Annotated in this window: 16 protein-coding genes and 1 pseudogene; 9 read left to right on the top strand and 8 right to left on the bottom strand. The window is 43.8% G+C overall.

The window, feature by feature from the left end:
* Positions 1–71 precede the first annotated feature (71 nt).
* The 4 genes and pseudogenes from AB8613_RS19720 to deoD all read right to left on the bottom strand — a co-directional run bounded on the left by AB8613_RS19720 (position 72) and on the right by deoD (position 5,567).
* Positions 72–1,652, bottom strand: coding sequence for a diguanylate cyclase (locus tag AB8613_RS19720; protein ID WP_372385716.1), 1,581 nt, complete (start codon positions 1,650–1,652; stop codon positions 72–74).
* A complete protein-coding gene (locus AB8613_RS19725) occupies positions 1,652–3,121 on the bottom strand; it encodes a hypothetical protein (protein WP_372385717.1) in 1,470 nt (489 codons plus the stop codon). The genes AB8613_RS19720 and AB8613_RS19725 overlap by 1 nt, the downstream gene beginning before the upstream one ends.
* Positions 3,122–3,306: 185 nt before the next feature.
* Positions 3,307–4,837 (bottom strand): annotated as a pseudogene (locus AB8613_RS19730) (lactate dehydrogenase).
* Between the two features lie 19 nt (positions 4,838–4,856).
* Complete coding sequence (deoD, locus tag AB8613_RS19735) at positions 4,857–5,567, bottom strand: purine-nucleoside phosphorylase (protein ID WP_048661021.1); 711 nt, start codon at positions 5,565–5,567, stop codon at positions 4,857–4,859.
* Between the two features lie 348 nt (positions 5,568–5,915).
* Between deoD and AB8613_RS19740 the strand changes: the two genes are divergently transcribed.
* On the top strand, positions 5,916–6,890 hold the full coding sequence (locus tag AB8613_RS19740) for a L,D-transpeptidase family protein (protein ID WP_146491001.1): 975 nt from the start codon (positions 5,916–5,918) through the stop codon (positions 6,888–6,890).
* Between the two features lie 184 nt (positions 6,891–7,074).
* Here the strand turns inward: AB8613_RS19740 and AB8613_RS19745 are convergent, their stop codons facing one another.
* A complete protein-coding gene (locus AB8613_RS19745) occupies positions 7,075–7,341 on the bottom strand; it encodes an Lpp/OprI family alanine-zipper lipoprotein (RefSeq protein WP_004737730.1) in 267 nt (88 codons plus the stop codon).
* 361 nt (positions 7,342–7,702) lie between these two features.
* Between AB8613_RS19745 and AB8613_RS19750 the strand changes: the two genes are divergently transcribed.
* Positions 7,703–9,034, top strand: coding sequence for a DEAD/DEAH box helicase (locus AB8613_RS19750; protein ID WP_372385718.1), 1,332 nt, complete (start codon positions 7,703–7,705; stop codon positions 9,032–9,034).
* Positions 9,035–9,201: 167 nt separating this feature from the next.
* Here AB8613_RS19750 and AB8613_RS19755 read toward each other — a convergent pair whose 3' ends face one another.
* Complete coding sequence (locus tag AB8613_RS19755) at positions 9,202–10,452, bottom strand: SGNH/GDSL hydrolase family protein (protein WP_372385720.1); 1,251 nt, start codon at positions 10,450–10,452, stop codon at positions 9,202–9,204.
* A 426-nt stretch (positions 10,453–10,878) separates the two neighbouring features.
* Between AB8613_RS19755 and AB8613_RS19760 the strand changes: the two genes are divergently transcribed.
* Positions 10,879–11,820 carry a triacylglycerol lipase gene (locus tag AB8613_RS19760; RefSeq protein WP_226088547.1) on the top strand — a complete coding sequence of 314 codons (942 nt, stop codon included), beginning with the start codon at positions 10,879–10,881 and terminating at the stop codon, positions 11,818–11,820.
* 37 nt (positions 11,821–11,857) lie between these two features.
* On the top strand, positions 11,858–12,751 hold the full coding sequence (locus AB8613_RS19765) for a lipase secretion chaperone (RefSeq protein WP_372385721.1): 894 nt from the start codon (positions 11,858–11,860) through the stop codon (positions 12,749–12,751).
* Between the two features lie 108 nt (positions 12,752–12,859).
* On the opposite strand, the gene AB8613_RS19770 is transcribed toward AB8613_RS19765, so the two are convergent.
* A complete protein-coding gene (locus AB8613_RS19770; RefSeq protein WP_372385722.1) occupies positions 12,860–14,503 on the bottom strand; it encodes a methyl-accepting chemotaxis protein in 1,644 nt (547 codons plus the stop codon).
* Between the two features lie 477 nt (positions 14,504–14,980).
* On the opposite strand from AB8613_RS19770, the gene AB8613_RS19775 reads away from it, so the two are divergent.
* The 5 genes from AB8613_RS19775 (at position 14,981) to AB8613_RS19795 (ending at position 21,043) form a co-directional block, all read left to right on the top strand.
* On the top strand, positions 14,981–15,802 hold the full coding sequence (locus AB8613_RS19775) for a phosphate ABC transporter substrate-binding protein (protein ID WP_017108956.1): 822 nt from the start codon (positions 14,981–14,983) through the stop codon (positions 15,800–15,802).
* Positions 15,803–15,913: 111 nt separating this feature from the next.
* Complete coding sequence (pstC, locus tag AB8613_RS19780) at positions 15,914–16,843, top strand: phosphate ABC transporter permease subunit PstC (RefSeq protein ID WP_019822958.1); 930 nt, start codon at positions 15,914–15,916, stop codon at positions 16,841–16,843.
* Positions 16,844–16,858: 15 nt separating this feature from the next.
* On the top strand, positions 16,859–17,722 hold the full coding sequence (pstA, locus tag AB8613_RS19785) for a phosphate ABC transporter permease PstA (RefSeq protein WP_017064256.1): 864 nt from the start codon (positions 16,859–16,861) through the stop codon (positions 17,720–17,722).
* A 90-nt stretch (positions 17,723–17,812) separates the two neighbouring features.
* Complete coding sequence (gene pstB, locus AB8613_RS19790) at positions 17,813–18,562, top strand: phosphate ABC transporter ATP-binding protein PstB (protein WP_004732036.1); 750 nt, start codon at positions 17,813–17,815, stop codon at positions 18,560–18,562.
* Positions 18,563–18,898: 336 nt separating this feature from the next.
* Positions 18,899–21,043: a GGDEF domain-containing protein gene (locus AB8613_RS19795; RefSeq protein ID WP_372385725.1), complete on the top strand. Its 2,145-nt coding sequence runs from the start codon at positions 18,899–18,901 to the stop codon at positions 21,041–21,043.
* Between the two features lie 95 nt (positions 21,044–21,138).
* On the opposite strand, the gene AB8613_RS19800 is transcribed toward AB8613_RS19795, so the two are convergent.
* Entirely contained in the window at positions 21,139–22,818 is a 1,680-nt protein-coding gene (locus tag AB8613_RS19800) for a BatD family protein (RefSeq protein WP_372385727.1), read from the bottom strand.
* Between the last annotated feature and the right edge of the window lies 1 nt (position 22,819).

Genomic DNA, 22,819 nt, shown 5'->3' on the forward strand with positions numbered 1-22,819 from the left:
AGATTGGATCTGCGACTTTTAATGTTGAGTAAGTAAAGAGCATGCTCTGCACTTACTCTAATCTTATTTATCTACTCAGTGCACACCTGGTTACGGCCGTTGGCTTTGGCTCGATATAGTGCTTTATCTGCTCGGTAGAAAGTACGCTGAGTATTCTCTCCCTCGCGGTGCAGAGTGATACCAATACTCACGGTCAGACCACGCTCTCCTAATATCTCATGCCAACCAAATTGGAAGATGCGCTCTCGATAATTTTCAGAGTGCATTTCTGCCTTAGCGAGATCGCTGTTCTCTAGGATGACCAAGAACTCTTCTCCACCAAACCTGACACATGAAGCTCCTCTGAACTTAAAGTACGCTCTAAGTTCTTGAGAGACGCTGACAATCGCTTTATCACCCACTAAGTGACTCAGTTCATCGTTGATAGATTTAAAGTGGTCGATATCAATAACCATCAGTGCGAAAGAGGTTTCATGCAGCAACATATCCTTTAATTTCACATCTAACCAGCGACGGTTGTGTAACCCTGTCAGTGGGTCGGTGAAAACATCTTGCTGTAGCTGAGCAACTGCATTCTTGTGTTGTTCAGTCGTCTCTTTCAGTTCTCTGTTTTCTTGTTCAGAAAGGATGAGTTTAAGCTGTAACTCAAAACGTGACAGGCGGCGTAATTGACTCGCCCCCAGCTCACTGATCGGGATCTTCTTCATCAGATCGGTTTCAATTCGGTAACCTTTTTTCTCATAGCGCAGGGCTTCTTGAAAACGTCCTTGATTCATACATACGTCACTCAAAGAGTCATAGAAACGCTTCGCAAGCACTGGCGATGAGTAGGCTTTTACACGTTTGTCCGTGCTCGACAAAATCATGCTCGCATAGTCTTGCTTTCCGGTTGCACTTAGGCAATGTGCTAACTCGAGACGGGTCATGGTTGCGAGCCAGCTTGCTTGAGTGCTGTTGGCTGGGTATTGAACTTTTGATAGGCAACGTAAGGCTTCATGGTATTTTTTCTTAGCACGAAGCACTTTCGCTTGGTAGAGCAATATTTGAGCTGTGAGCAACTTGTCACTCACTAGAATACTTAATTCTTCGCACTCATTCAGTAAATCGCTGGCCGCGGTAATGCGGTTGAGCAGAAGTAGGCTTGCTACCATATGTAGCTTGAATTTGAGGCGAAGTGAGCGACTGCTAATCGCGTGGTCTATGCTGCTGATTTTTTGGTAATAGCGAAGAGCTCTGTTGTGATCACCATAGGCATCACACAGGTTCCCCATACCTAAGATAGCCAATACATATTCATCGATATGACCGTGTTCAACCGCAATTGTCGATGAGCTGACGAATTCATTCAGTGCCGATGTGTAATCACCAATTTCAACTAAGCGGTCGCTTAGGCTGGTCTTTACTGTGAGAATGTCTTCGATATCTACAGGAAGGTGGAGTAGGTCGAGTGCCAGCCTGAGTTCTTCGATACTGGTTTGATTTTGTTGTAACTCGGCACGGTACTCAGAGCTGATGATATAGCAGTGCGCTTGCTCAGTTTGCGTGGTCGAAACGTGCTGGCGAATGTGGTTCCAGAATATGATCGCTTCTTCGCCCGATACCGATGAAGGGTCTAAACCAGCATCTGTGATTTTGCGTAATAGGGTTTCCATTATTCTATTACCTCAGCATCGTCTTCTTCTAATTGTTCAAGAGTGAACGGGAACGTCAAAATATCATTGAGGCTGACGGTAGGTCTCGAACCTTTTAATCCTTTTCTATGCCATGGATATATTTCTAGCATGGTGCTGAGAGTTTGGAAGGTTTGTTCTGCGGCTTCGCCTTTCTCTGAAAGCATCATAGCAACACGTTCTGAACTCAGCCTAGCGATGAAGTCGTTTTGATTACACAAGGTATGAGCAATCTCGGTACAGACATCTAAGTAATCGGTATCGACATGATGGAACATAATGATGCTGTGGTTCGAACGCTTAAGTTCTGTTTTAAATAGGACCAGCTTCTCCCACCAAAAGGTTTCAGATACGACATAAGAGAGGTGCTTTTCAGGATCGTACTCATGCTGGCCACGAATACGATTAATCAGCTTTCGTGCTCTCTGTTCAAGCTGGCGTTTTGAACTGCGCGCTTTGTCTAAACCGACACGATTAGTTTGCTCTTTAAGCATACCGATGGAATATTGACGGTACTTTTTGAAGGCGATTAAAGCGGCTTTGAAATCTTGGTTTTCTTCTGCGACTAAAGATTGTTGATAACAGATCTGACTGAGCAGTTCACCATTGTCGAATTCGTTTGCTGACTCTTCCGCGAGCCTAAGCAGTTCGGCTGCTTGTTCTGGCCTTTTTCTTAGCAGTTCTAGACGAGCTCGGCTGATGTAAGAGTGGGCTTTCATCCATATAAGGTTGTGCTCGACAGCTAACTTATGTGCCTTGGCTGTGGCACGCTCTGCATCATCTAAACGCTCAAGGCCAAGTAGGGCTAAGCCTCTGAAATCCCAGACTTCTGCGTGCCAGGTATTATCTTTATGTTCTTTTAATGCTTCTTCTGCGCCGTCGAGTACCGACAGCATTTCAACATAGTTGTTGAGCAGGTAGTAATCCCAGGCGAGCAGTATTCTTGCCTTGCCTTCTAACCAACCAATGCGGCTGTTGTTAGCCACTTTAACGGCAAGCTGGTGGGTAGAACGTGCAAGCTTATATTCGTGAGTCATTCGCCAAATGTTACCCAGACCAATGAGACATTCAATTTGAATCTCGACTTCATCAACCAGTGCAGATTGTTCTAAGGCATTGATCCAGAACTGTTGAGCGGAGTAATACTTGGCTTGCCCCCAGAACTGGAGCGCGTGTAAGTGGAGAATTTCGGGAAGAAAAAGGTCGGTATCTAGTCGGCTTTGACGCTTGTAGGCTTCTTTGATGTATTTCAAACCTTTTTGGTAATCCATCAGGTTCCAACAGCACCTTGCCATTAACATCAATGACTGGATAGCCCCCTCTTCAAACAGAACTTGCTCTGATCTGACTAGGCACTGTTGAGCAACCTCTAGGATCACTGAGGGCTCAGAGTCGGCACGAGTTTTGAGTTGTTCTAGTTCTGTTTCAAGAAGGTACTGATTTTTGTCCAAGACTTAGATCCATAATTATCGAACATATTGATAACACAATCATTATAAGAGTGTGATTTGAGATAAGCACCAATTATCTTTCCCAGAGCGTCAAAGGAACATCGATCTTTTCCAATTATGGGTGTTACCTCATGTTGTCGCTTTAAAATCAACGAGTTCCCGAATAATTATCTAGATGTCCGTTTTTATGAAAGTAGTTGCTTTAGGGTCAATGGCTGCTCTGCTACACCTAAGCGCTGCGCTGCTGTGAGCCCTTGCTTATCTTGGTAGCACAGATTGTGCCAAGCTCTAAATATGTCGAGTAATGGAAGAATGCCCCCAGGACGAAGCTTACGTCTAGGTTCATTAATGAAGCTATCAAATAGCAGCTGAAAGCGTTGTTGATAGAACTTAGTTTGCTGAATAGAAGCCGTGTTAAACCACTGTTTTGGTTCTGGATTGTTACCTGTTAGGTAGCAAATACCTTTTTGATTATCACCTTGATTCGCGATAGCCCAACGATCGCGCCACCAACTCATGTGAACGATGTCGATCTTTTCGAAACTTTGATCGTCTTGCCAGCCTGAATCTTCCTCTACGTACATAAGGTCAATGTTTTGACTCTGGATGCGCGGCAAACATACGCTTAAAGCGGCAGATCTTAGTAATGGATCTTGTGGCATATAGATGGCGACATGTTTGTCTTCATTACACATATCAAGCACATGTAGGAAGTGAGCATATGAGGTATAAGGCGGCCGAATTAGTGCGCCTTTCGAAGGGTAGCTAAATGTAGTGAGGTTGCCCATAGGGTCCTCAACATTACCTCTTGCTAGAATTACTTGGTATTGCTGTTCAATGCGTTCTTTTAGCTTGTCAGAGGGCTGAGGTAGTTCGAGATTAGCTTCTGAAGAGTGTTCTTTGGATACAAAGCGCGCAACATCATCATAAGGATTATGGTCCACATTTCCTGACGGTTCTTCATTTTGAGAGTAGTTAACGTGTTGGCAAAGGATATAACCAGAATGCGCCTCACCCGTCGCTATCCAAACCACACCGTTGTTGCTTTGTGGTTGTAGACGTTGGTAGTGAGAAGCGAATTCGTAATCTTTCGCATGGTTAACCCATCGAGCATCGATCATCGCTAATTTACGACGGCAACGGCTGGCGATATGGTCAACATGATCATAGAAAGTCTTTGGGTTGATCTCTAATTTTCTACAGATTTCACGCACGGAATAACCCATGAACAATAGACCCATGAGGTTCTCTTGAAACTGAAGTTTTTTATTGGATCCAGACCATTTATCAACGAAGGTTGATTGGCAATCTTTGCATCTGTAGCGCTGCCTGTCGCCACTGTAGCCGAAGGCATGATAAAGATGTTTGTGTGTATGAACCGATAAGCCGAAGTTATCGCAATCATCATTACGACAAGCTGGGAGCCCATCGCTGTGAAGTTGTCTTAGGCGATGAAGTTCGCTTAACACTTCACGGTTGTTAAGTAAGGGGGAAAGCTCCACATTCACGACAAACCATCGCTGGACGCTTAGGGTTAGCGTGTTGCAAAACATACCGTTTTGCATCGCTCAAGCCAAAGTTGTCACACGCCAATGTTTTACAAAAGTTGAGTTGCAAACCATCCGCATCTTTTGGCAGCTTATCGTTAGACACGATCTCCCCCTCGGGATTATTTGAGCAGCCAAGTGAGCTTGGCTGCGGGGTAACGCTTTTCAATGTATCTTTTATCAAATCGTTAGATGTTGATTGCAGTCTCTAGAGCAACTTTCATCATGTCGTTGAAAGATTTTTGACGCTCTTCTGAGCTCAGTTTCTCACCACGGATGATGTGGTCAGATACTGTTAGGATAGTCAGTGCTTTAGCACCAAGGTCCGCAGCAACACCGTAGATACCTGCAGCTTCCATATCAACACCAAGGATGCCTAGCTTTTCCATTTTTTCGAAAAGGTCAGCTTCTGGAGTGTAGAAAAGGTCTGCAGAGAATACGTTACCAACTTTAACTGGAACTTCTTGTGCACGTGCTTGGTTTACCGCTTCTTCTAGAAGACCGAAATCAGCGATAGCCGCGAAGTCGTGGTTGTTGAAACGAATGCGGTTTACTTTTGAGTCAGTAGATGCACCCATACCGATAACAACGTCCATTAGTTTAACGTCGTCACGTACTGCGCCACAGCTACCTACACGAATAACGTTCTTTACACCGTACTCAGCGATTAGCTCGTGTACGTAGATGCAGCATGATGGGATACCCATACCGTGGCCCATTACAGAAACTTTCTTACCTTTGTAAGTGCCTGTGTAGCCAAACATGTTGCGAACGTCACAAACTTGCTTCACGTCATCAAGGAATGTTTCTGCAATGTATTTTGCGCGAAGCGGGTCGCCCGGCATTAGTACTGTTTCTGCGAAATCACCAGCTTGAGCGTTAATATGAGGTGTAGCCATGGTCGTTCTCCAAAGTTTAAACGGTAATTATAGGAACAGGATTTAATCAATTACCGATTCTGTTGAATTGAATTCGTTTTGTTGAGGCAATATTAGCGAGTTAAAACGAGGCTCCATGAGACTTTAGTCACAAAATAGGTTTGCCATTATAGTTTTATTAATATTGATAACCAAATATGTTGAAAGCGTAAAGGCAATCGATTTTGCGTGTCCATATAGATATGCAACAGTACTAAAAGGTACTTTTAATTGTGTAAACCAACGTGAGTTTAGCTACAACTAACCGTTGTAGAGACGTTTGAACAGCGATAATCTAAACTTTGATAAAAAGACAAACCAAGGATTTGTATGTCGTATTGCGCTAACTCGACGCCTTTGCACTCGATGAAAACACAATTACGTAAAGTAGCGTTGCTTGCAGCGAAAGTAACTTTGATTGCCGGTGGGATGGTGTCGTCGTGGGTCTCTGCGGCAACTTTTGAGCTCCCTCCTGCAGAAAGCCGCATTGTGGGTAGAATACAGCAGCATGAAGTAGCATCAGGTGAAACGTTAGCTATTATTGCTAAACAATACGATATTGGCTTTCTCTCTTTAATGGCGGCAAACAAAGGGGTAGACCCTTTTCTACCTCCGGAAGGATATATACTAAGTATTCCTAGCCGTTTGATCCTGCCAGATACCCCACGAAAAGGTATTGTTATTAATCTTGCGGAGTTAAGGTTGTATTACTTTGATCCCGAGAAAAATCAGGTGCATGTGTTCCCTGTCGGTATCGGACGAGTCGGACGTGATACGCCGGAAATGATCACCAAGATAAGCCAAAAAAGACCAAATCCGACTTGGACGCCCCCGAAGTCGATCCGCAAAGAGTATTTAGAGAAGGGAATTGAGTTGCCTAAGGTCGTTCCTGCAGGGCCTGAAAATCCACTTGGTGAGTATGCTCTAAGGCTTGCTTATGGCGCAGGCGACTATTTGATACACGGTACCAATAAAGATTTTGGAATAGGCTTACGCGTAAGCTCTGGGTGTATTCGCATGGAGCCTAAAGATATTGAGTGGCTTTTTGAGCAAGTGAGCCGTGGCGAGCAGGTCACTATTATTAATGAGCCGATCAAGGTGTCATTAGAGCCAGATAGAAGCGTGTTTGTTGAAGCGCATGAACCATTGACGCGAAGCGATGGCTCTAAGAAATCCTTACAAATACCTGTCGAGTTAGAATGGTGGCTTGAAGATGCTGACTTGCCTAACTCAAAAGCCAAAGCGGTTATCTTTGCTCAAAATGGCGTGCCAGTTGAAATTGCTCCGCCAATGATTTCTAACTAAATAAGCTATTTATAAATTTAGAATAGTGTGAGCACCCAGGGTTGTTCTTCCCATTCATCTGTTGAACTTTGGTTTATTGACCTTGAAAACAAAACACCACCTCTGTGAAGAGGTGGTGTTATCAATTTACTGCAATGTATATACGTCTTTTGAAATCTACAGCTTAATTGCGCTTATAGTTAAATTACTTAGTGTAAGACTCTGCAATATTGTCGATGCGGTCGTTAGCACGATCTGCTTCTTCTTTTGCTGCCATAGCGGCTTCAGATGCTTCTTGAGCCTTCATTTCTGCTGCTGCTTTGTCACTCTTAAGCGCTTCAACTTCGCTTGTAAGTTGAGCAACTTGGTTAGTTAGTTGATCCATTTCTGACACTGCAGCTTCTTCTGGCTCTGAAGAACAACCGGCTAAAATGAAAACTGAGGCCGCAGCTGCGATTAACGTCTTATTCATAAGAACTCCTTGCTTATTTATCATCAAAAGATGCGCTATACATTCTTTATCATATAGTCGCTTCATTAATGATTGTAGCGACTAATTTTTTAAGCGCAAAAACAATAACCAAAGAAATTGCTAAATTTTTGAGGTAATTAGCTGAGCATCACGTTCTGTCTCATTTATGAGATGTGAAATTTGGATGCGGCTTTGATGTGGTTTTAGGTAGATGCTCCTTTACTCGCAATGCATACAATATTCTAGCTGAAGATAGATTAAGGGATAAATTTACTGTGATCTCTATCCTTATAAAGTACTTTCGCGGTATCATGTCACGTTAAATTAATTTTATTCAATACCATCATGACTGGAGAGTCCTTTGCACTTTAAAGATTTAGGCTTAGATAACCGCTTACTGAAGAACTTAAAACATTACGACTTCAAGAAGGCGACAGAGATCCAATCAAAAGCGATCCCTGTTGCTATTGCTGGTAAGGATCTATTGGCTTCATCAAAAACGGGATCAGGAAAAACATTGGCGTTTGTGTTGCCGATGATACATAAAGCATTAAAAACAAAAGCGTTTTCTGCTAAAGATCCTCGTGGTGTAATTTTGGCTCCTACTCGTGAGCTAGCAAAGCAAGTTTACGGTGAACTACGTAGTATGCTTGGTGGCCTGTCTTACGAAGCGGCGCTTATCTTGGGTGGTGAAAACTTTAACGACCAAGTTAAAGCACTGCGTAAGTACCCTCGTTTTATCGTAGCGACTCCAGGCCGTCTTGCTGATCACCTAGAGCACCGCTCTTTGTTCTTAGATGGTGTTGAAACGCTGATCCTTGATGAAGCGGACCGCATGCTTGATCTTGGCTTTGCTCCAGAACTGCGTCGTATTGCAAACGCGGCTAAGCACCGTCGTCGTCAGACTCTAATGTTTTCTGCAACCCTGGATCACGCCGAAGTGAATGGTATTGCAAATGAAATGCTAGACGCACCTAAGCGCATTTCGGTGGGTGTTTCTAACGAGCAGCACCTTGATATCACACAGAAATTCTACCTTTGTGATCACTTAGATCACAAAGAAGCGATTTTAGACCGCGTTCTGGAAGAAGCTGAATACCGTCAGGTAATGATCTTCACAGCAACTCGTGCTGATACTGATCGTCTAACCGACAAGCTTAACGAGAAGAAGCTTAAAGCAGTTGCACTGAGCGGTAACTTAAACCAAACGCAGCGTAATGCGATCATGAGTCAGTTTGAGCGTGCGGTTTACAAGATTCTAGTAACAACAGATGTTGCTTCACGTGGTATCGATATTCCAAACGTAAGCCACGTAATCAACTTTGATATGCCGAAGCACACCGAAGAGTACGTTCACCGTGTTGGTCGTACTGGCCGTGCAGGTAACAAAGGCGATGCTATTTCTTTAGTTGGTCCAAAAGATTGGGATAGCTTCAAGCGTGTTGAGCTTTACCTTCAACAAGATCTTACTTTCTCTGTTCTTGAAGGCCTTAAAGGTAAGTTCAAAGGCATTAAGCCTCGTAAACCTACGTTTGCTAAAGGCGGCCCTGCGAAGAAGAAGGCTCACACTCAAGCGAAGAAAACGCCGAAGAAACCAGTCAAGCGTGATAAGAGCTTCCACCAGAATGTGGCCGTGGGTGATACCGTGTTTATCCCTAAGAAGAAAGTCGCACCAAAAGTGGACGACGAGTAATCAACTCGCGTGACCTAAAAGCTTGGCTTTGAAAGGTTGATGCAACTAAAAACCGCCGATGATGGCGGTTTTTTTGTATCTGTACTTTGTCTATTTCTCGTCTCTCTTTATCTTGCCCTATGCTCTTTTAACTTCTGAAAAGCTTGAAAGGACTCTTATCTTTGCATCTATTCAAAGTCGAAGGTCGAAAATGAAGACATGAGAATATTATCCGCTAGATATTTATGGATTGCGGTAGTTGGGTGCGTCACCCCCCAAAACACATAGCGGTCTGAGCCATAGGTCGCGCAATCATTAGTCAAATTGTGGCGATATAAGTAATCGGAAGCTGAATGGCGTTGAATATCTAAACATGCATCCGTAGCGTTCTGAAATCCATGCTGCTGCGGGTTTTCAGTAATGTGGTTAAACAGATCATGAGCATTGAAAAGTACGACATTGACCCCCCTAGTTTGGTAATACTCAGCTTGCTCTTTGATGAAGAGGTTAAACTCAATTATTTTGCTATGAACAATAGAAATCTCGTCTTCTGTTGAGTATTTAAATTGTGGAGCTTTTGTGGCGTCAGGGAGGGTGAAGAGCAAAATGTTTTGAGCCCCACTTCCTATTAAACGAATTAGAGCGCTGCTGAAATCAGCTTTTACATCAGCTACCGACCGTTCGTAATTCATAAAGTCGTTAAGGCCGAACTCTAAAGTAAATAATGAGTTTTCTGGACGGTAATTCTTTGCGGCTTCCATGTATTTCAGGTACGACGTGACTTGGTCATAAACACCTTTGAGGACTCCATACTGATTTGTGCCAGCAGCCCCACCAACTGCCCAGTTATACAGAGGTATGTTTTTTTCTCTAGCCAGGTACTCAGTCCAGACTAAGCCATTTGAGAAGTGACCTAAGAACCATGAGTTAGCATTGGGAAGAACCCATTGCGAACCGTTGAATAAGTTTCCAGTATCAGAAAGGCTATCCCCAAATGTGATGATTCGATTAATTTTATTATCTTGGAGTTCTTCGTCATTAGTCCATATCGAGTGGTTGTAGGAGAACCGACTGTCTGCTGCAAAATAAGTGATGTCGGCGGCATCATGCTGGATGTCTAGTGTCTCTTCGCAACGTTGTTCTATTTCTGATTGTGGTGTTCCACTAAAGAACATGTTTTTATACGATGAGGGCGACCACCAATATCCATCGATAGTGTAGTAATTGCCATCTTCGTTTCTTGCCCATTTCCAATCAGTTGCAACTGAGTCATTCGATATGTCGGTTCGGTACCAGCATCTGATATATGATCGTGTATCAAGCATCTGCCCTTGTGCTACTTCGTCAGGAATTGTTGCATCTAGAGGCATTGATGTATCTGCGATAGCTGATGCAATTAGAGGCATTGTCAACGTAAATACCAAGATCATTTTCTTCATTTTAGAGTACTCATTTAGCAAAGTAAGTAAGGTTAATTACTTTATTATTAATAATAAGAATAAATATCATTTAGATAATGTATTGAATATTACTCATTGTTGCGTCAATAACTCATATGAAGCACGTATAATAAGTGTTACATAGATCCAACTTTCAACGGTTTTGCGTTCTTTAATTTTTCTCTGGACGAGAGTCCATACCTACTTTATTAACATTTACTGTTAATAGTTATCTCACTTAATTATTATTAATCAATTGCTTACTTGTTTTTTCGTTTATTGTGACTTTGGTTGAGTAATGTTCATCACAACTGTTTAATTCAAGCTCAATATCACAAATATCGAGTCACTCTTTTTAGTTTTATAAAATCATCAACTACGGTTCTCTTTACTCATCAGAGGTCTAATCTGTTTAAGGAAAGAGCATTGAAAAAGATATTAATTTGGACGATAGCCTGTCTATCCAGTTTTGGTGTCTATGCCGGAACGAGCGCATCGGCATTAGAAGTCAGTGGATACACGGAAACGAAATACCCCATTATGTTGGTACATGGTTTGTTTGGTTTCGATACATTAGCGGGTGTCGACTATTTCTATGGCGTACCTGAATCCCTAACCAAAGATGGTGCCAGCGTCTATGTAGCGCAAGTATCAGCGACCAACAGCTCTGAAGTGCGTGGCGAGCAATTGCTAGCCCAAGTTGAAACACTGTTAGCCGCAACAGGGGCAAGTAAAGTGAATCTGGTCGGTCACAGCCATGGCGGGCCTACGGCGCGTTATGTCGCATCGGTTCGTCCTGATCTGGTTGCTTCGGTGACAAGTATTGGCGGTGTTCATAAAGGATCTAAAGTCGCTGACCTCGTGCGTGGAACCGTATCAGAAGGTTCAACCGCGGAAGGTATTGCGGTTAAGTTGGCTGGCGGATTGACTACGCTTATCAACCTATTATCTGGCGGAACGGATCTTGATCAAGATGGCCTTGCTTCCCTTGAAGCGTTGACCACTGAAGGTTCGCTTGCATTCAATCAGTTTTACCCTGAAGGCGTTCCGACGTCTGCGTGTGGTGATGGTGAATGGCAAGCAAACAACGGTGTTTATTACTATTCATGGACAGGATCTTCCACTTTTACCAACCTTCTTGATCCTACCGACGGAGCGATGACAATCCTTGGTTTAGCCTTTAACGAACCTAATGATGGGTTAGTGGGAGCATGCAGCGCGCATTTGGGCAAAGTGATTGGTGATGATTACAAAATGAACCACCTAGACGAGATTAACGGTTTATTGGGTATTCACCACTTGTTTGAGACCGATCCTGTGACGTTATATCGCCAGCATGCCAATCGATTGAAGTTGGCTGGTTTGTAGGCTGGACACCGTTTAATAAGAAAACAAGGAAAGTATAATGAAAAAGACCGCCATTTTGTCGATAACCACGATAGCCCTGATGAGCACAGCGGCGGTCTTTTTATATCTAAAAAAGGAAGAACCCAATACACATAATGACAACGAACAACGCGTCTCCTCATTTAAGGTTGCCTCTCAACAAGACACCGACATCGATAACGCATCAGCAAAAGACATGATGGAATATTTCGTGTCCGGTAATACCGAACTAACACTTGAAGATATTCGCGACAATGTGGCACAGCACTACGAGCAATCATCAACTGCCTTGGTTGATGAAGCACTGTTTGCCAAATATCTTGAGTATAAGTCGGCACTAACGTCGTTGGACGTGCAATTCGACACCACATCAATATCCGCTGAGGACTTACGCGCACTGAATCAAGCGTTGCTCGATCTTCAATCTCAATTCTTCAGTGAGAGCGAGGTAAGTATTCTATTTACCTATGACAACAGAATGAGGGAAATCGCTTTAGAAAAGTTACTTCTGAAGCAAGAAGGGCTAGACGAGTCGGAATATCAACAAAGGCTTGAGTCTTATCTATCTGGGCAGCCAGATTACGTTCAAGTCAGTCATCAAAATCAGGTATTACTCCCACAGCTATCCAGTTCAGAAGGTCTCGATGAACAGGGTAAATACTTAAAGAGAAGCGAACTTGTTGGTGAAGAAGCAACCCAAAGACTTGAAGCTCTTGATAAAAAAAGAGCGGCCTTTGAAGGCTCCTTAGAGGTCTACTTCGCAGAACGAAATGATGTTTTGAACGACTCAGCCCTCTCAGAAACCGAGCAACAAGAGACGATTGCGCAACTTCGGACTGAACACTTCCTACCAGAACAGCTGAGAAGGGTAGAAGCGATTGAAAGGATCAAAGCGGCTGAATTTGATCAGTAGTGTCTAAAAGCGAAAAACCAGCCATCATGGCTGGTTATTTTTGTTTATAGGCAAGTTCTAAAGAGCATACAGCTTGAATCTGTTGCCTTGAACTTCGTACATTAAACCCTACACCTTAAAGTAATCCAACTGCTGCTTCTGTTGTTCAGCTAGGTTAGATAGCTCGTGGCTTGCTGCTGCGGCTTGGGTAATGCCGGTTACGTTTTGGCTTACTAGGCTGTAGATGTTTGAGATATTACGGTTAATGTCTGCAGTGACTTGGCTTTGCTCTTCTGCAGCAGAGGCAACCTGGGTGTTGATTTCAGTCATGTCGGTTACTGAGTTAGCAATACCTGAAAGGGCTGCACTTACCTCGCCCGAGAGCGTTTGGTTGTGCTCTAACATCGACAGTGAACTGCTCATGCTATCATTAGCGTTGCCTGATTGAACCTGCAAGCCTTCGATGATCGCTTGGATCTCTTTGGTTGAATCTTGGGTTCGTGCCGCCAGCATTCGAACTTCATCGGCTACAACTGCGAAACCACGGCCACTTTCACCAGCACGAGCCGCTTCAATTGCTGCATTAAGCGCAAGAAGGTTCGTTTGTTCAGAGATGCTTTGAATTACTTCAATCACCTTACCAATCTGCTCTGAGTGCTCTTTTAGCGTGCCTACAACGTTTGCTGCTTCACTCAGCTGAATCGCCATTTGCTCGTTTGCTTGGTTGCTCTCATTAAACAAGCTCATGCTGTGTGTCGCCATCTCGTCAGCTTGCTTAGACGCTGAATCGGCTTGTACTGCGTTCTCGTTGACGTGTGCTGCTGTACTCTCAAGTTGGTTCACGGCGGAAGCAACTTGCTCCACTTCTTGCTTCTCTTGATCTGAGTTAACGCTTGATTGTGTCATTACAGCCGCTAACTCTGTCGACGCAGAAGCCACTTCGATACTTATTCGAGACAGCGAACTTACCGTGTCGCGCAATTGGTCAACGGATTTGTTTACATCTTGCGCAAGGCGCGAGATTTCGTTGTCGCCATACTCTTCGGCTTTAACCAGCAGGTTACCTTTTGCTACTTCGCGCATGGTTGCTTGAATATTGCTGATTGGCTTAACAATGATGCCAGCAAGCGTCCAACTGATGACTAATGCGATAGAAAGAATCGCTAGCAGGGCAATGGTCGCCGTATCCAGTGTGCTGGTGTGTTGCTCTCCATTGATGTCGACTTCTTGAGTCGCAAGTAGGTTCAGCTTCTTAGACAGAATGTTGATCGCTTGCACCATTTCATTACCCGCGTGACGGTATTGGTCGATTGCGATCTGGTAGCGGTTGTCAAAGTCAGAAGGGAGAACTGTGTTGCCGTGTTTAGCTCTTAATAGAGGAAGCATAGTGGTGCGAGAAAAGTCGACGTAGTGATTCATCGCTTTGCGCATTGCGGCTACTTCATCTTGCATGCCTGGTACGGTATCAAGCGAATTCAGTAGGCGAGTATTTTGGTCGCGTTTTTGATTTAGCGTTTCGACCAGTGTTTTAACGTCGTCAGGATTAAACAAGCTGTAGATCGCTTTGATACGCATGCCGTAGCTGTTGTCGACGATTTCGCTGAGTTCTTCTTTATGTAAGATTAATTGGTCTGTTGCTGTTGATACATCTTTAAAAGCATTTTCCAGTTTGTCACCACCGATAATGACACCCGTCAAAAGTAATACGACAGAAAAGAGTACTGGAATGAGAATTTGTATTTTGATTGATAAGCCACTGAGAAGTTGGCGCATGTAATGTCCCTCTTTGAATAAATAAATAAATAAATAAATGAGCAGAAGCAATTGTTATTATTGTAATTAGCAGGTGATTCTAACTTCTGAGAATGACAATTCAATCAGTAATAGATTCGATTTTGATATATGAGATAGATATTTGATAAATTTTGAATATTTATTGCACAAACAAGGCTTTAGCCATTTTTAAGGTAGGGTTATTTGACACAGAACCTTGTGTGGTATTAGGTAATAAAAGGGATGGCGAGATATTGAGTGGTTTGGCTTAAATAGGTTGGAATGAATATTCGGTGCCTATGAGTGAGGCCAATTGATTACTTCAAGGCTATTTGGTAGGGGGGAATAAGAAAATAAATTGTAGTTGTCATATAGGCTTCAATTAAGTGAAACACAACTGTCACATTCAGATTCTAAAGTGGGCACCGTTCAAGCAAAACAACATTACGGCAATAACGCCACTAAAGGAAATTTGTGATGAAAAAGACAGTTATCGGTGCAATCGCACTACTAGGCGCTCTAACAGTGAATACAGCTTCAGCTAAAGAAACTATCTCTGTAGTTGGCTCTAACAGTGCTTCTCCACTGGTTGAAGTTTTTGCAGAAACCTACATGAATAAAGGCGAACCAGTGTTCATCGAAATTCAAGCTCCAGGCTCTTCTGCAGGCATCAAAGCAGCAAAAAATGGAAGTGCTGACCTTGGTATCTCTTCTCGTGACCTTAAAGAAGAAGAGAAAACAGCTGACCTGAAAGAGCTCGTTATCGCTCGTGACGGTATCGCAGTTGTTGTTAACCCAAATAACGAAGTATCTGCTCTTACAGCTGAGCAAATCACTTCAATCTACAAAGGCGACATCACTAACTGGAAAGATGTTGGTGGTGCAGACAAGCCAATCGTAGCAATTACTCGTGATACTGCATCTGGTACACGTGGTGCATTCGAAGACATCATGAAGCTTAAGAAGAAGATCGGCGATAAGAAAGTATCGGCTATCTCTCAGCGTGCACAAGTTGCAAACGGTAACGGCGCACTTAAAGTTTCTGTAGCAAGCAACCCATACGCTATCGGCTTTATCTCTCTTGGTACTGTAGACAACACAGTTCAAGCTCTAACTATCGACGGCGCAGAAGCATCAGTTGATAACGTTAAGAACGGCTCTTACAAAGTTGCTCGTCCTTTCCTAGTTCTTTACAAAGCAGGCGCTCCAACAGCTGAAACTCAACAATTCCTAGACTGGATGGTTGCAGACGAAGCTCAAGCTATCGCTGGTAAGAAAGGCTACATCACAGTTAACTAATCTTAACTGACTCAATCTTAATTATTGCTCAGCCTGCTTTAGGCTGAGCCTTTTCTTTCAACTTTGTTTATTTCGAGCTCTTTTTGAGCCACAAAGTTTGAGATTTTATATATGACCATCGCAAATAGTGAAAAGCTTATGAATACTGAAGCGACTCAAATCAATAAGCCAAGTCTGCGTGCTAAGAAGCGCATCGACTGGAGAGAAAGAATCTTCCACGGCTTGTTCTTATCGAGTGCTGTGATCGGCATCGTATCGCTAGCCGTTATCGCTTACTTTATCGTTGCAGAGAGTATTCCTGCATTCCAAGAGGCCGGTGTTTCTGGCATCGTTCTGGGTGTTGATTGGTTACCTCCAGCTCTATTCGGTGTTGCAACCATGATTGTTGCATCGATTGTTTCGACACTTGGCGCTGTAGTTGTTGGTGTACCGGTAGGTGTATTAACCGCTATTTTTATTGCTGAGATTGCTCCCAAGCGTCTTGCAGATATTATTCGACCAGCAGTTGAGCTTCTAGCGGGTATCCCGTCGGTAGTTTACGGCTTCTTCGGTCTAGTAATTATCGTTCCAATGATTCAGAACATTTTCCAAGTACCAGCCGGTAATACTATCCTGGCGGGTATCATTGTTCTGGGGATCATGATTCTTCCTACCGTTATCACGGTTTCTGAAACTTCGATTCGTGCTGTACCTCGTACATACAAAGAAGGTTCACTTGCACTGGGTGCTTCGAAAATCTACACGATTTTTAAGCTACTCGTTCCTGCTGCACGTTCAGGCATTATGACTGGTGTGATTTTGGGTATCGGTCGCGCACTTGGCGAAACGATGGCAATCATCATGGTTATGGGTAATGCGCCAGCAATGCCAGAAGGTATTTTGGATTCTGCTCGTACGCTAACAGCAAACATTGCAATTGAAATGTCTTACGCAAGTGGCGTTCACGCTAACGCGCTGTACGCAACAGGCGTTGTACTTCTAGTGTTCATCATGATGTTAAATGGTGCTCTACTTTATCTTAACCGTGAAAAAGCGAAGTAGGCGAGGATAAGTAATATGGATCGCGTAAAACTAAAACAAGCACGTCAAACCAAAGATAACATCCTAAAAGGTTTTATCTGGGCAGCTGCGGCTGTAACCGTTGGTTTCTTATTCTGGATTATTTGGTACATCTTATCGAACGGTCTGCAATACGTAGATTGGAACTTCATCACTGACGATTACACTCGTACTGGTGAAGAGCGTGGTATTTTCCCAATGATCATCGCCACGATCTACATGGTAATTGCATCGATTGCGGTAGCCGCACCACTAGGCATCATGACGGCGATATACCTAACTGAATATGCGAAAGTAGGTAGTCGATTGGTGAAAGTGATTCGATTCTGTACTGAGTCGCTAGCGGGTATCCCATCGATTATCTTTGGTCTGTTCGGTATGACCTTCTTTGTTTCGATTCTGGGTCTCGGCTTCTCGATTTTGTCGGGTGCATTAACGCTAAGTATCCTGATTCTTCCTGTAATTATTCGTACTACAGAAGAAGCATTGATGGCAGTACCACAAACTTATCGTGAAGGCTCATACGGCCTTGGCGCTTCAAAAATCTACACTATCTGGCGCTTGATCTTACCAAGCGCAATGCCAGGTATCTTAACTTCGGTCATTCTGAGTATTGGTCGTGTAATTGGCGAATCAGCACCTGTATTTTTAACAGCAGGTATGGTGGCACGTGTTCCTGAGTCGGTATTCGATTCTGGCCGTACACTAACGGTTCACCTATATAAGCTGACAACAGAGCTATTTACTATCGATGAGTGGAACCAAGCCTACGGCACGGCGACAGTCCTAATCGTATTGGTTCTCTTGATCAACATGGTTACAAAACTGATTGCGAGACGCTTCAACACGGCAACTTACTAAGCTCATTAGCCGGCTCAATAATAAAGAGAGCCCCCGTGATAAAGAAAGCGTCAAGTTAGACACGAATTTAAGAATTTAGAGATTACGAACATGAACAAATTTGATATTGAGAACCTAGATCTGTTTTACGGCGACAATCAAGCGCTTAAATCTATCAATCTGCCAATTCCAACTCGTCAGGTTACGGCACTGATTGGCCCATCAGGTTGTGGTAAGTCAACGCTACTACGTTGCTTGAACCGTATGAATGACCTAATTGAAGGCGTTACTATTAAAGGTAAGCTGGATATGGATGGCACAAACATCTACGGCAATATTGATGTGGCTGACCTACGTATTCGTGTAGGCATGGTATTCCAAAAGCCAAACCCATTCCCAATGAGCATCTACGAGAACGTAGCTTATGGCTTACGTGCTCAAGGCATCAAAGACAAGAAGCACATTGATGAAGTAGTAGAAAGCTCACTGCGCAGTGCAGCACTTTGGGATGAAGTAAAAGATCGTCTTAAAGCACACGCATTTGGCTTATCTGGTGGTCAGCAACAGCGTCTATGTATCGCTCGTACAATTGCAATGGAACCGGATGTAATCCTGATGGATGAACCTACATCGGCTCTAGACCCAATCGCGACACACAAGATTGAAGAGTTGATGGAAGACCTGAAGAAAGACTTCACTATCGTTATCGTAACGCACTCAATGCAGCAAGCGCGTCGTATTTCAGACCGTACTGCTTTCTTCCTAATGGGAGAGCTTGTAGAGCACAACGAAACGAGTGTTATCTTCAGCGAGCCAAAAGATGATCGCACTAAAGGTTACGTAAATGGTGACTTTGGTTAATTGATTATTTAAGTGCTGTTTTTGTCCTTTTAGCAAACCAGCGCGCTCACTGAAACGCAGGTTAGATAATCGATTTTACTTACAGAATTATCACTATAACTATAAGCGATGGAAGTTTTGCCCCACTCTAATGTGGGGCTTTTTTATGTTCTTAAAAAAGTCACAATGTCGATGAAATTTTGGGCAGAAAATCCCATTTTTGTCGTTCTTCTCATGCTTGTGATAATGTTAAAAGTGAAATTGCGACCCGCTTAACATCTCATTTTTAGTTACATTGATTGCATATCAATGCTTCGGTATTTTTGCTTCATTCTCAATAGCCAATGGACGGAAGCTGTGCCTGTTAAAGCCTTTGCAAAACAAATATCTGCTGCGCGCGACCATCGTTTATTGGCTGAATCTCTTTTTGACTATCTGGTTAAGGTACTCGCTCCTCAAGGGATTGGAATATTTGCGGAGCCGACGCCGGAGAGCGATTCGTTAGCGCTGTTCTCTTACGGCGAATTAACCTCGTTATCGAGTTATCCTTCCACATTTTGGCCTTGGGTTGCCCAGTTCGATACCGCGGACGGGGTGTTGCCTATGGCTATCAATACTTGTAAGTGGGAGCATATGAAGGTGCTCGGTGGAGAGTCATTCATCATGATGCTCGACAACGCGCCTGCCTGCAGAACTTATTTAATTGTTCAAAATTGCAGTGCTGAACAGATAAACCAAACTTTCGATCAAGATCTTGATGTTCTCCAACTCGCCGCAGCCCGCTGGCAATGCGTTCGTGCAGAAAAGAACGCTGCTATCGAGATTAAGCATCGGGATACCCGAGAGGCGCAGTACCTGGATGAAATTAAGCTTCGCGAATTGTTTGTCGAGAACATGAAGTTAGTACATCAGGTAGCGTTAGAGCTATCGAATCCAGAATCTTTAGACGCACTCTATAAAGCGTCAGTAGAAGCTGTACGTGACCGCTTAGGCTTTGATCGTGCGATCTTTATGTTGCTTGATATGAAAAAGCGGTGTTTTAGTGGAACTTACGGCACTGATGAACTGGGAAAAACTAATAGCGAGCATCATACTCAATACGACTTACATCAGCTTGAAGCGGAATATATAGAGGCTCTGTCTGACAACCACACCAACTTGGTTATTATTGAACAAGCGCCTCTATACACTGAAGGCAAAGTGGTTGGACAGGGTTGGAATGGTATGTTGATCTTACGAGAAGGGGATAAACCTGTCGGTTGGATCGCCATGGACAACTACATTCACCGTTCGTCAATTACCAATTACCAAAAGCAGATGCTTGAATCGTTCGGCTCTCTGCTTTCTCAAATCTACATTCGTAAACGCCAAGAACAGAACATACGTATGCTGCACTCGAGCATGGTTGAGTTGTCTCGCTGCGATAGTGTCAGTGAGGTGTGTAAGTCTGCAGTAAGTTTTGCTATTCAGCACTTAGGTATCGACCGATTGGCGGTTTTTCTTACCGATAAGAACTGTAGCTACATGCAAGGTACATGGGGTACAGATATTAAAGGTGACATTGTTGATGAATCCTATTATCGCTCTGAGCTAGTGGAACGTGACATTGTCGCCGCGGCTCGTGCTTGTCCTAACCAAGTTGCATTTGAAGAGTCGGTCCCTATTTATCACGATTTCAATATTGTCGGAGTCGGTTGGACCGCAATGACGATGCTCACCACTAATACGGGTGAGCCGATTGCGTTTATTGCCGCTGATAACTTGCTAACACGCAGCCCTTTAACTTCTCAATTGCGCGAAGTGATTCGTATATTTGCCTCTAGCCTTGCTGAGGTATTGCAAAGAACCATGGCTCAAGAGGAGCTCAAAAAGCTCAATGAAACGCTTGAACAAGAGGTCAGCAAACGCACTCAAGAGCTAGAGTTGGCTAATGAGCAATTGGATATCATTTCTAAACTAGACCCGCTGACGCGTCTTGGAAACCGTCGTATGTTGTCTCAGGTTTTAGATGATCTCAATTGTGATGATCAAGGGGCATTTGCCACAGAGGATGAAGTCACGTTTGGACTGATTCTTGTCGACCTTGATCACTTCGGTTTGTACAACAGCGTCTATGGTCATACTGAAGGGGACGCGGCACTGCGGACCATAGGTAAGATACTTAATGCTCATGTTCATAGCGATAAGGAAACGTTCTGCCGTATAGGCGGAGAAGAGTTTATGTTGTTGATGATCGGCACCAATCACTCTGAGACTAAGCTGCGAGCAGAGTCGATCAGGAAATGTATTGAAGAGGCGAAGATCCTCCATTGTGAAAGTAGCACTAGCCCATATTTAACCGCGTCTGTCGGTTATGCGTCGATAACCTCTGATCAGCACCAGTTCGATTTTGATCTGCTGTATGGCAAGGCAGACAAAGCCTTGTATCAAGCCAAAGACTCAGGGCGAAATAGAATCGTCTCAGCATTGAAGCGAAAAAAGGTCTCGGTTTCAATTTCTTAGCACAGTACTTTTTCTTCCTATCTTAGAACGAATGAAGCCGTGATGCTCACAAGGTGGTCGTCACGGCTTTGTTATTTTAGAGTTTTGCTAGTTAATTAAAGCGTTTCTAGTGAGCTTTTACGCGTTTTGCTAGAAACTCGCTTTGGCTTCTTAACCGCTTTGATTACTTTAGAAGGAGCCCATGATGGTTTTGTCGAGCTAGCTTCACCATAAAGACTCTGGTTTAGCTTACTTAGCTCGGCTTCAACGACGTCTAACGTCTCATCGCTCAAATCTGGGTTTTCAGCTTTCCACTGTTCAAACAAGGTTCTTGTCATCACACCATCTTTCGTTTTTAGAGCTTCAATAAGCGCTTCTGCTGTATCTGATTGACGTTCAACAGTGTGTGTTGGTTTTGTCGTTACATCGCGGCGTGACCAGAAGTAGAAAGCCATCACTGAGCTAATCAACCACAAGGCTGCGAATAGCGCGGCGAGATAAGGCCAGAACCCCGGACTATCAACAGTCACAACCGTTGGGCTTACTTGTTGGGCTTGTGGTGCTGTAACCGGTGGTGTGCTAGACGTCGCACGGTCACTTGCTTTTACCGCTAACTCTAGCCCAAGCGCTTTACTGGTTTCTTGTGATTGTGAGTCTGTGTTAAACCAAGCTTGAGAAACATCAGGAAGAGAGATGCTTCCTGATTCCTTAGGGATTAGTACCTGCTTATAGACAACGACAGCATCACCGGATTGGGTGGTGCCAAATTGCGGTTTTTCTTCATAAACACGCACCGTTTTAGGGTAGGTGATGTTCAGTTTTGGTAACTGATGTTGGGTCAAGTTACTGGCTGTCATAGTAATGGTTCGAGTTAGAGAATCACCCGCTTCCATTTCAATCTTCTGCTTGTCGCCACCTAAAGCATTGCCATCCGTCAGTTCATTACCTTGGCTGTCTGACCATTGTTGTATCAGCTTAAAGTTTGATGTTGGTAACCACTCACCTTGGTAGCCTTTTGGTACCGGATTCACTGTGACATCTAAGGTTTCAACAGGCGTGTTCAGTTGGAACAGACGCGTTGTACTGGAGTTGTTGGTTGAGTAAACAACAGCACCGGTTAACTTTGGCCCTTGAAGCTGAAATTGTCCTGCTTGCTGTGACGATATATGGAAAGATTGCTGAACAACTGTGACTTCTTGTCCATTGAGGACATCTTGAAATTGCTTCGATTCACCAATAGGTTCCACATCTAAGCCCTGCGAGCTCGGTGGCGCTATTTTAGGATCTTGCAGTCTTCTTGGGTCAGCTTTAATTATCAGTTTTACATCCAGCTCAGCGACTTCTTGTGGGTACAGCGAGTCTTTACTCAGATTAAGCTGGAACTCAGCCATATCATGTTGAGTAGGTGCAGCTTTATTAACGGCAACATTGATGGTGATTGGCTTGGTTTTTGCCCCTTCAATATCGAAGCTAGGAATCTGAACCTTCCCCAAACGCAGTGGCGCAAGGCTGACGTTCCATTCACTTGACACCGAACGGCTGCCATTGACGATTCGCATCGACGACCCAAAACTTGGTGTGCCGACATAGAAGTCCTGTTGGAGCGCCTTTAGATCTAAAGCATCAGAAGAGACCTTTTCATCAGTCGCGACTCTAAGTAGAAATACTTGGTCTTTGGTGACACTGTTTTGTGAAACGCTCGCTACGGCAGTAGCCGCCAATGCAGAAAAGGACGAGAAAGCTCCTAACGCCAGCGTTAGGAGTATGGATAAAAATGGCTTGTTAAGAAATCGCATG

The organism is Vibrio sp. BS-M-Sm-2, assembly GCF_041504345.1.
In the GTDB taxonomy this organism is placed as follows: Bacteria; Pseudomonadota; Gammaproteobacteria; order Enterobacterales; family Vibrionaceae; genus Vibrio; species Vibrio satsumensis.

Bases quoted from the DNA above. Each gene is read 5' to 3' on its own strand.
- AB8613_RS19720 (WP_372385716.1), bottom strand. From the start codon at position 1,652: ATGGAAACCCTATTACGCAAAATCACAGATGCTGGTTTAGACCCTTCA.
- deoD (WP_048661021.1), bottom strand. From the start codon at position 5,567: ATGGCTACACCTCATATTAACGCTCAAGCTGGTGATTTCGCAGAAACA.
- AB8613_RS19740 (WP_146491001.1), top strand. From the start codon at position 5,916: ATGTCGTATTGCGCTAACTCGACGCCTTTGCACTCGATGAAAACACAA.
- AB8613_RS19745 (WP_004737730.1), bottom strand. From the start codon at position 7,341: ATGAATAAGACGTTAATCGCAGCTGCGGCCTCAGTTTTCATTTTAGCC.
- AB8613_RS19755 (WP_372385720.1), bottom strand. From the start codon at position 10,452: ATGAAGAAAATGATCTTGGTATTTACGTTGACAATGCCTCTAATTGCA.
- AB8613_RS19765 (WP_372385721.1), top strand. From the start codon at position 11,858: ATGAAAAAGACCGCCATTTTGTCGATAACCACGATAGCCCTGATGAGC.
- AB8613_RS19770 (WP_372385722.1), bottom strand. From the start codon at position 14,503: ATGCGCCAACTTCTCAGTGGCTTATCAATCAAAATACAAATTCTCATT.
- AB8613_RS19775 (WP_017108956.1), top strand. From the start codon at position 14,981: ATGAAAAAGACAGTTATCGGTGCAATCGCACTACTAGGCGCTCTAACA.
- pstC (WP_019822958.1), top strand. From the start codon at position 15,914: ATGACCATCGCAAATAGTGAAAAGCTTATGAATACTGAAGCGACTCAA.
- pstA (WP_017064256.1), top strand. From the start codon at position 16,859: ATGGATCGCGTAAAACTAAAACAAGCACGTCAAACCAAAGATAACATC.
- pstB (WP_004732036.1), top strand. From the start codon at position 17,813: ATGAACAAATTTGATATTGAGAACCTAGATCTGTTTTACGGCGACAAT.
- AB8613_RS19800 (WP_372385727.1), bottom strand. From the start codon at position 22,818: ATGCGATTTCTTAACAAGCCATTTTTATCCATACTCCTAACGCTGGCG.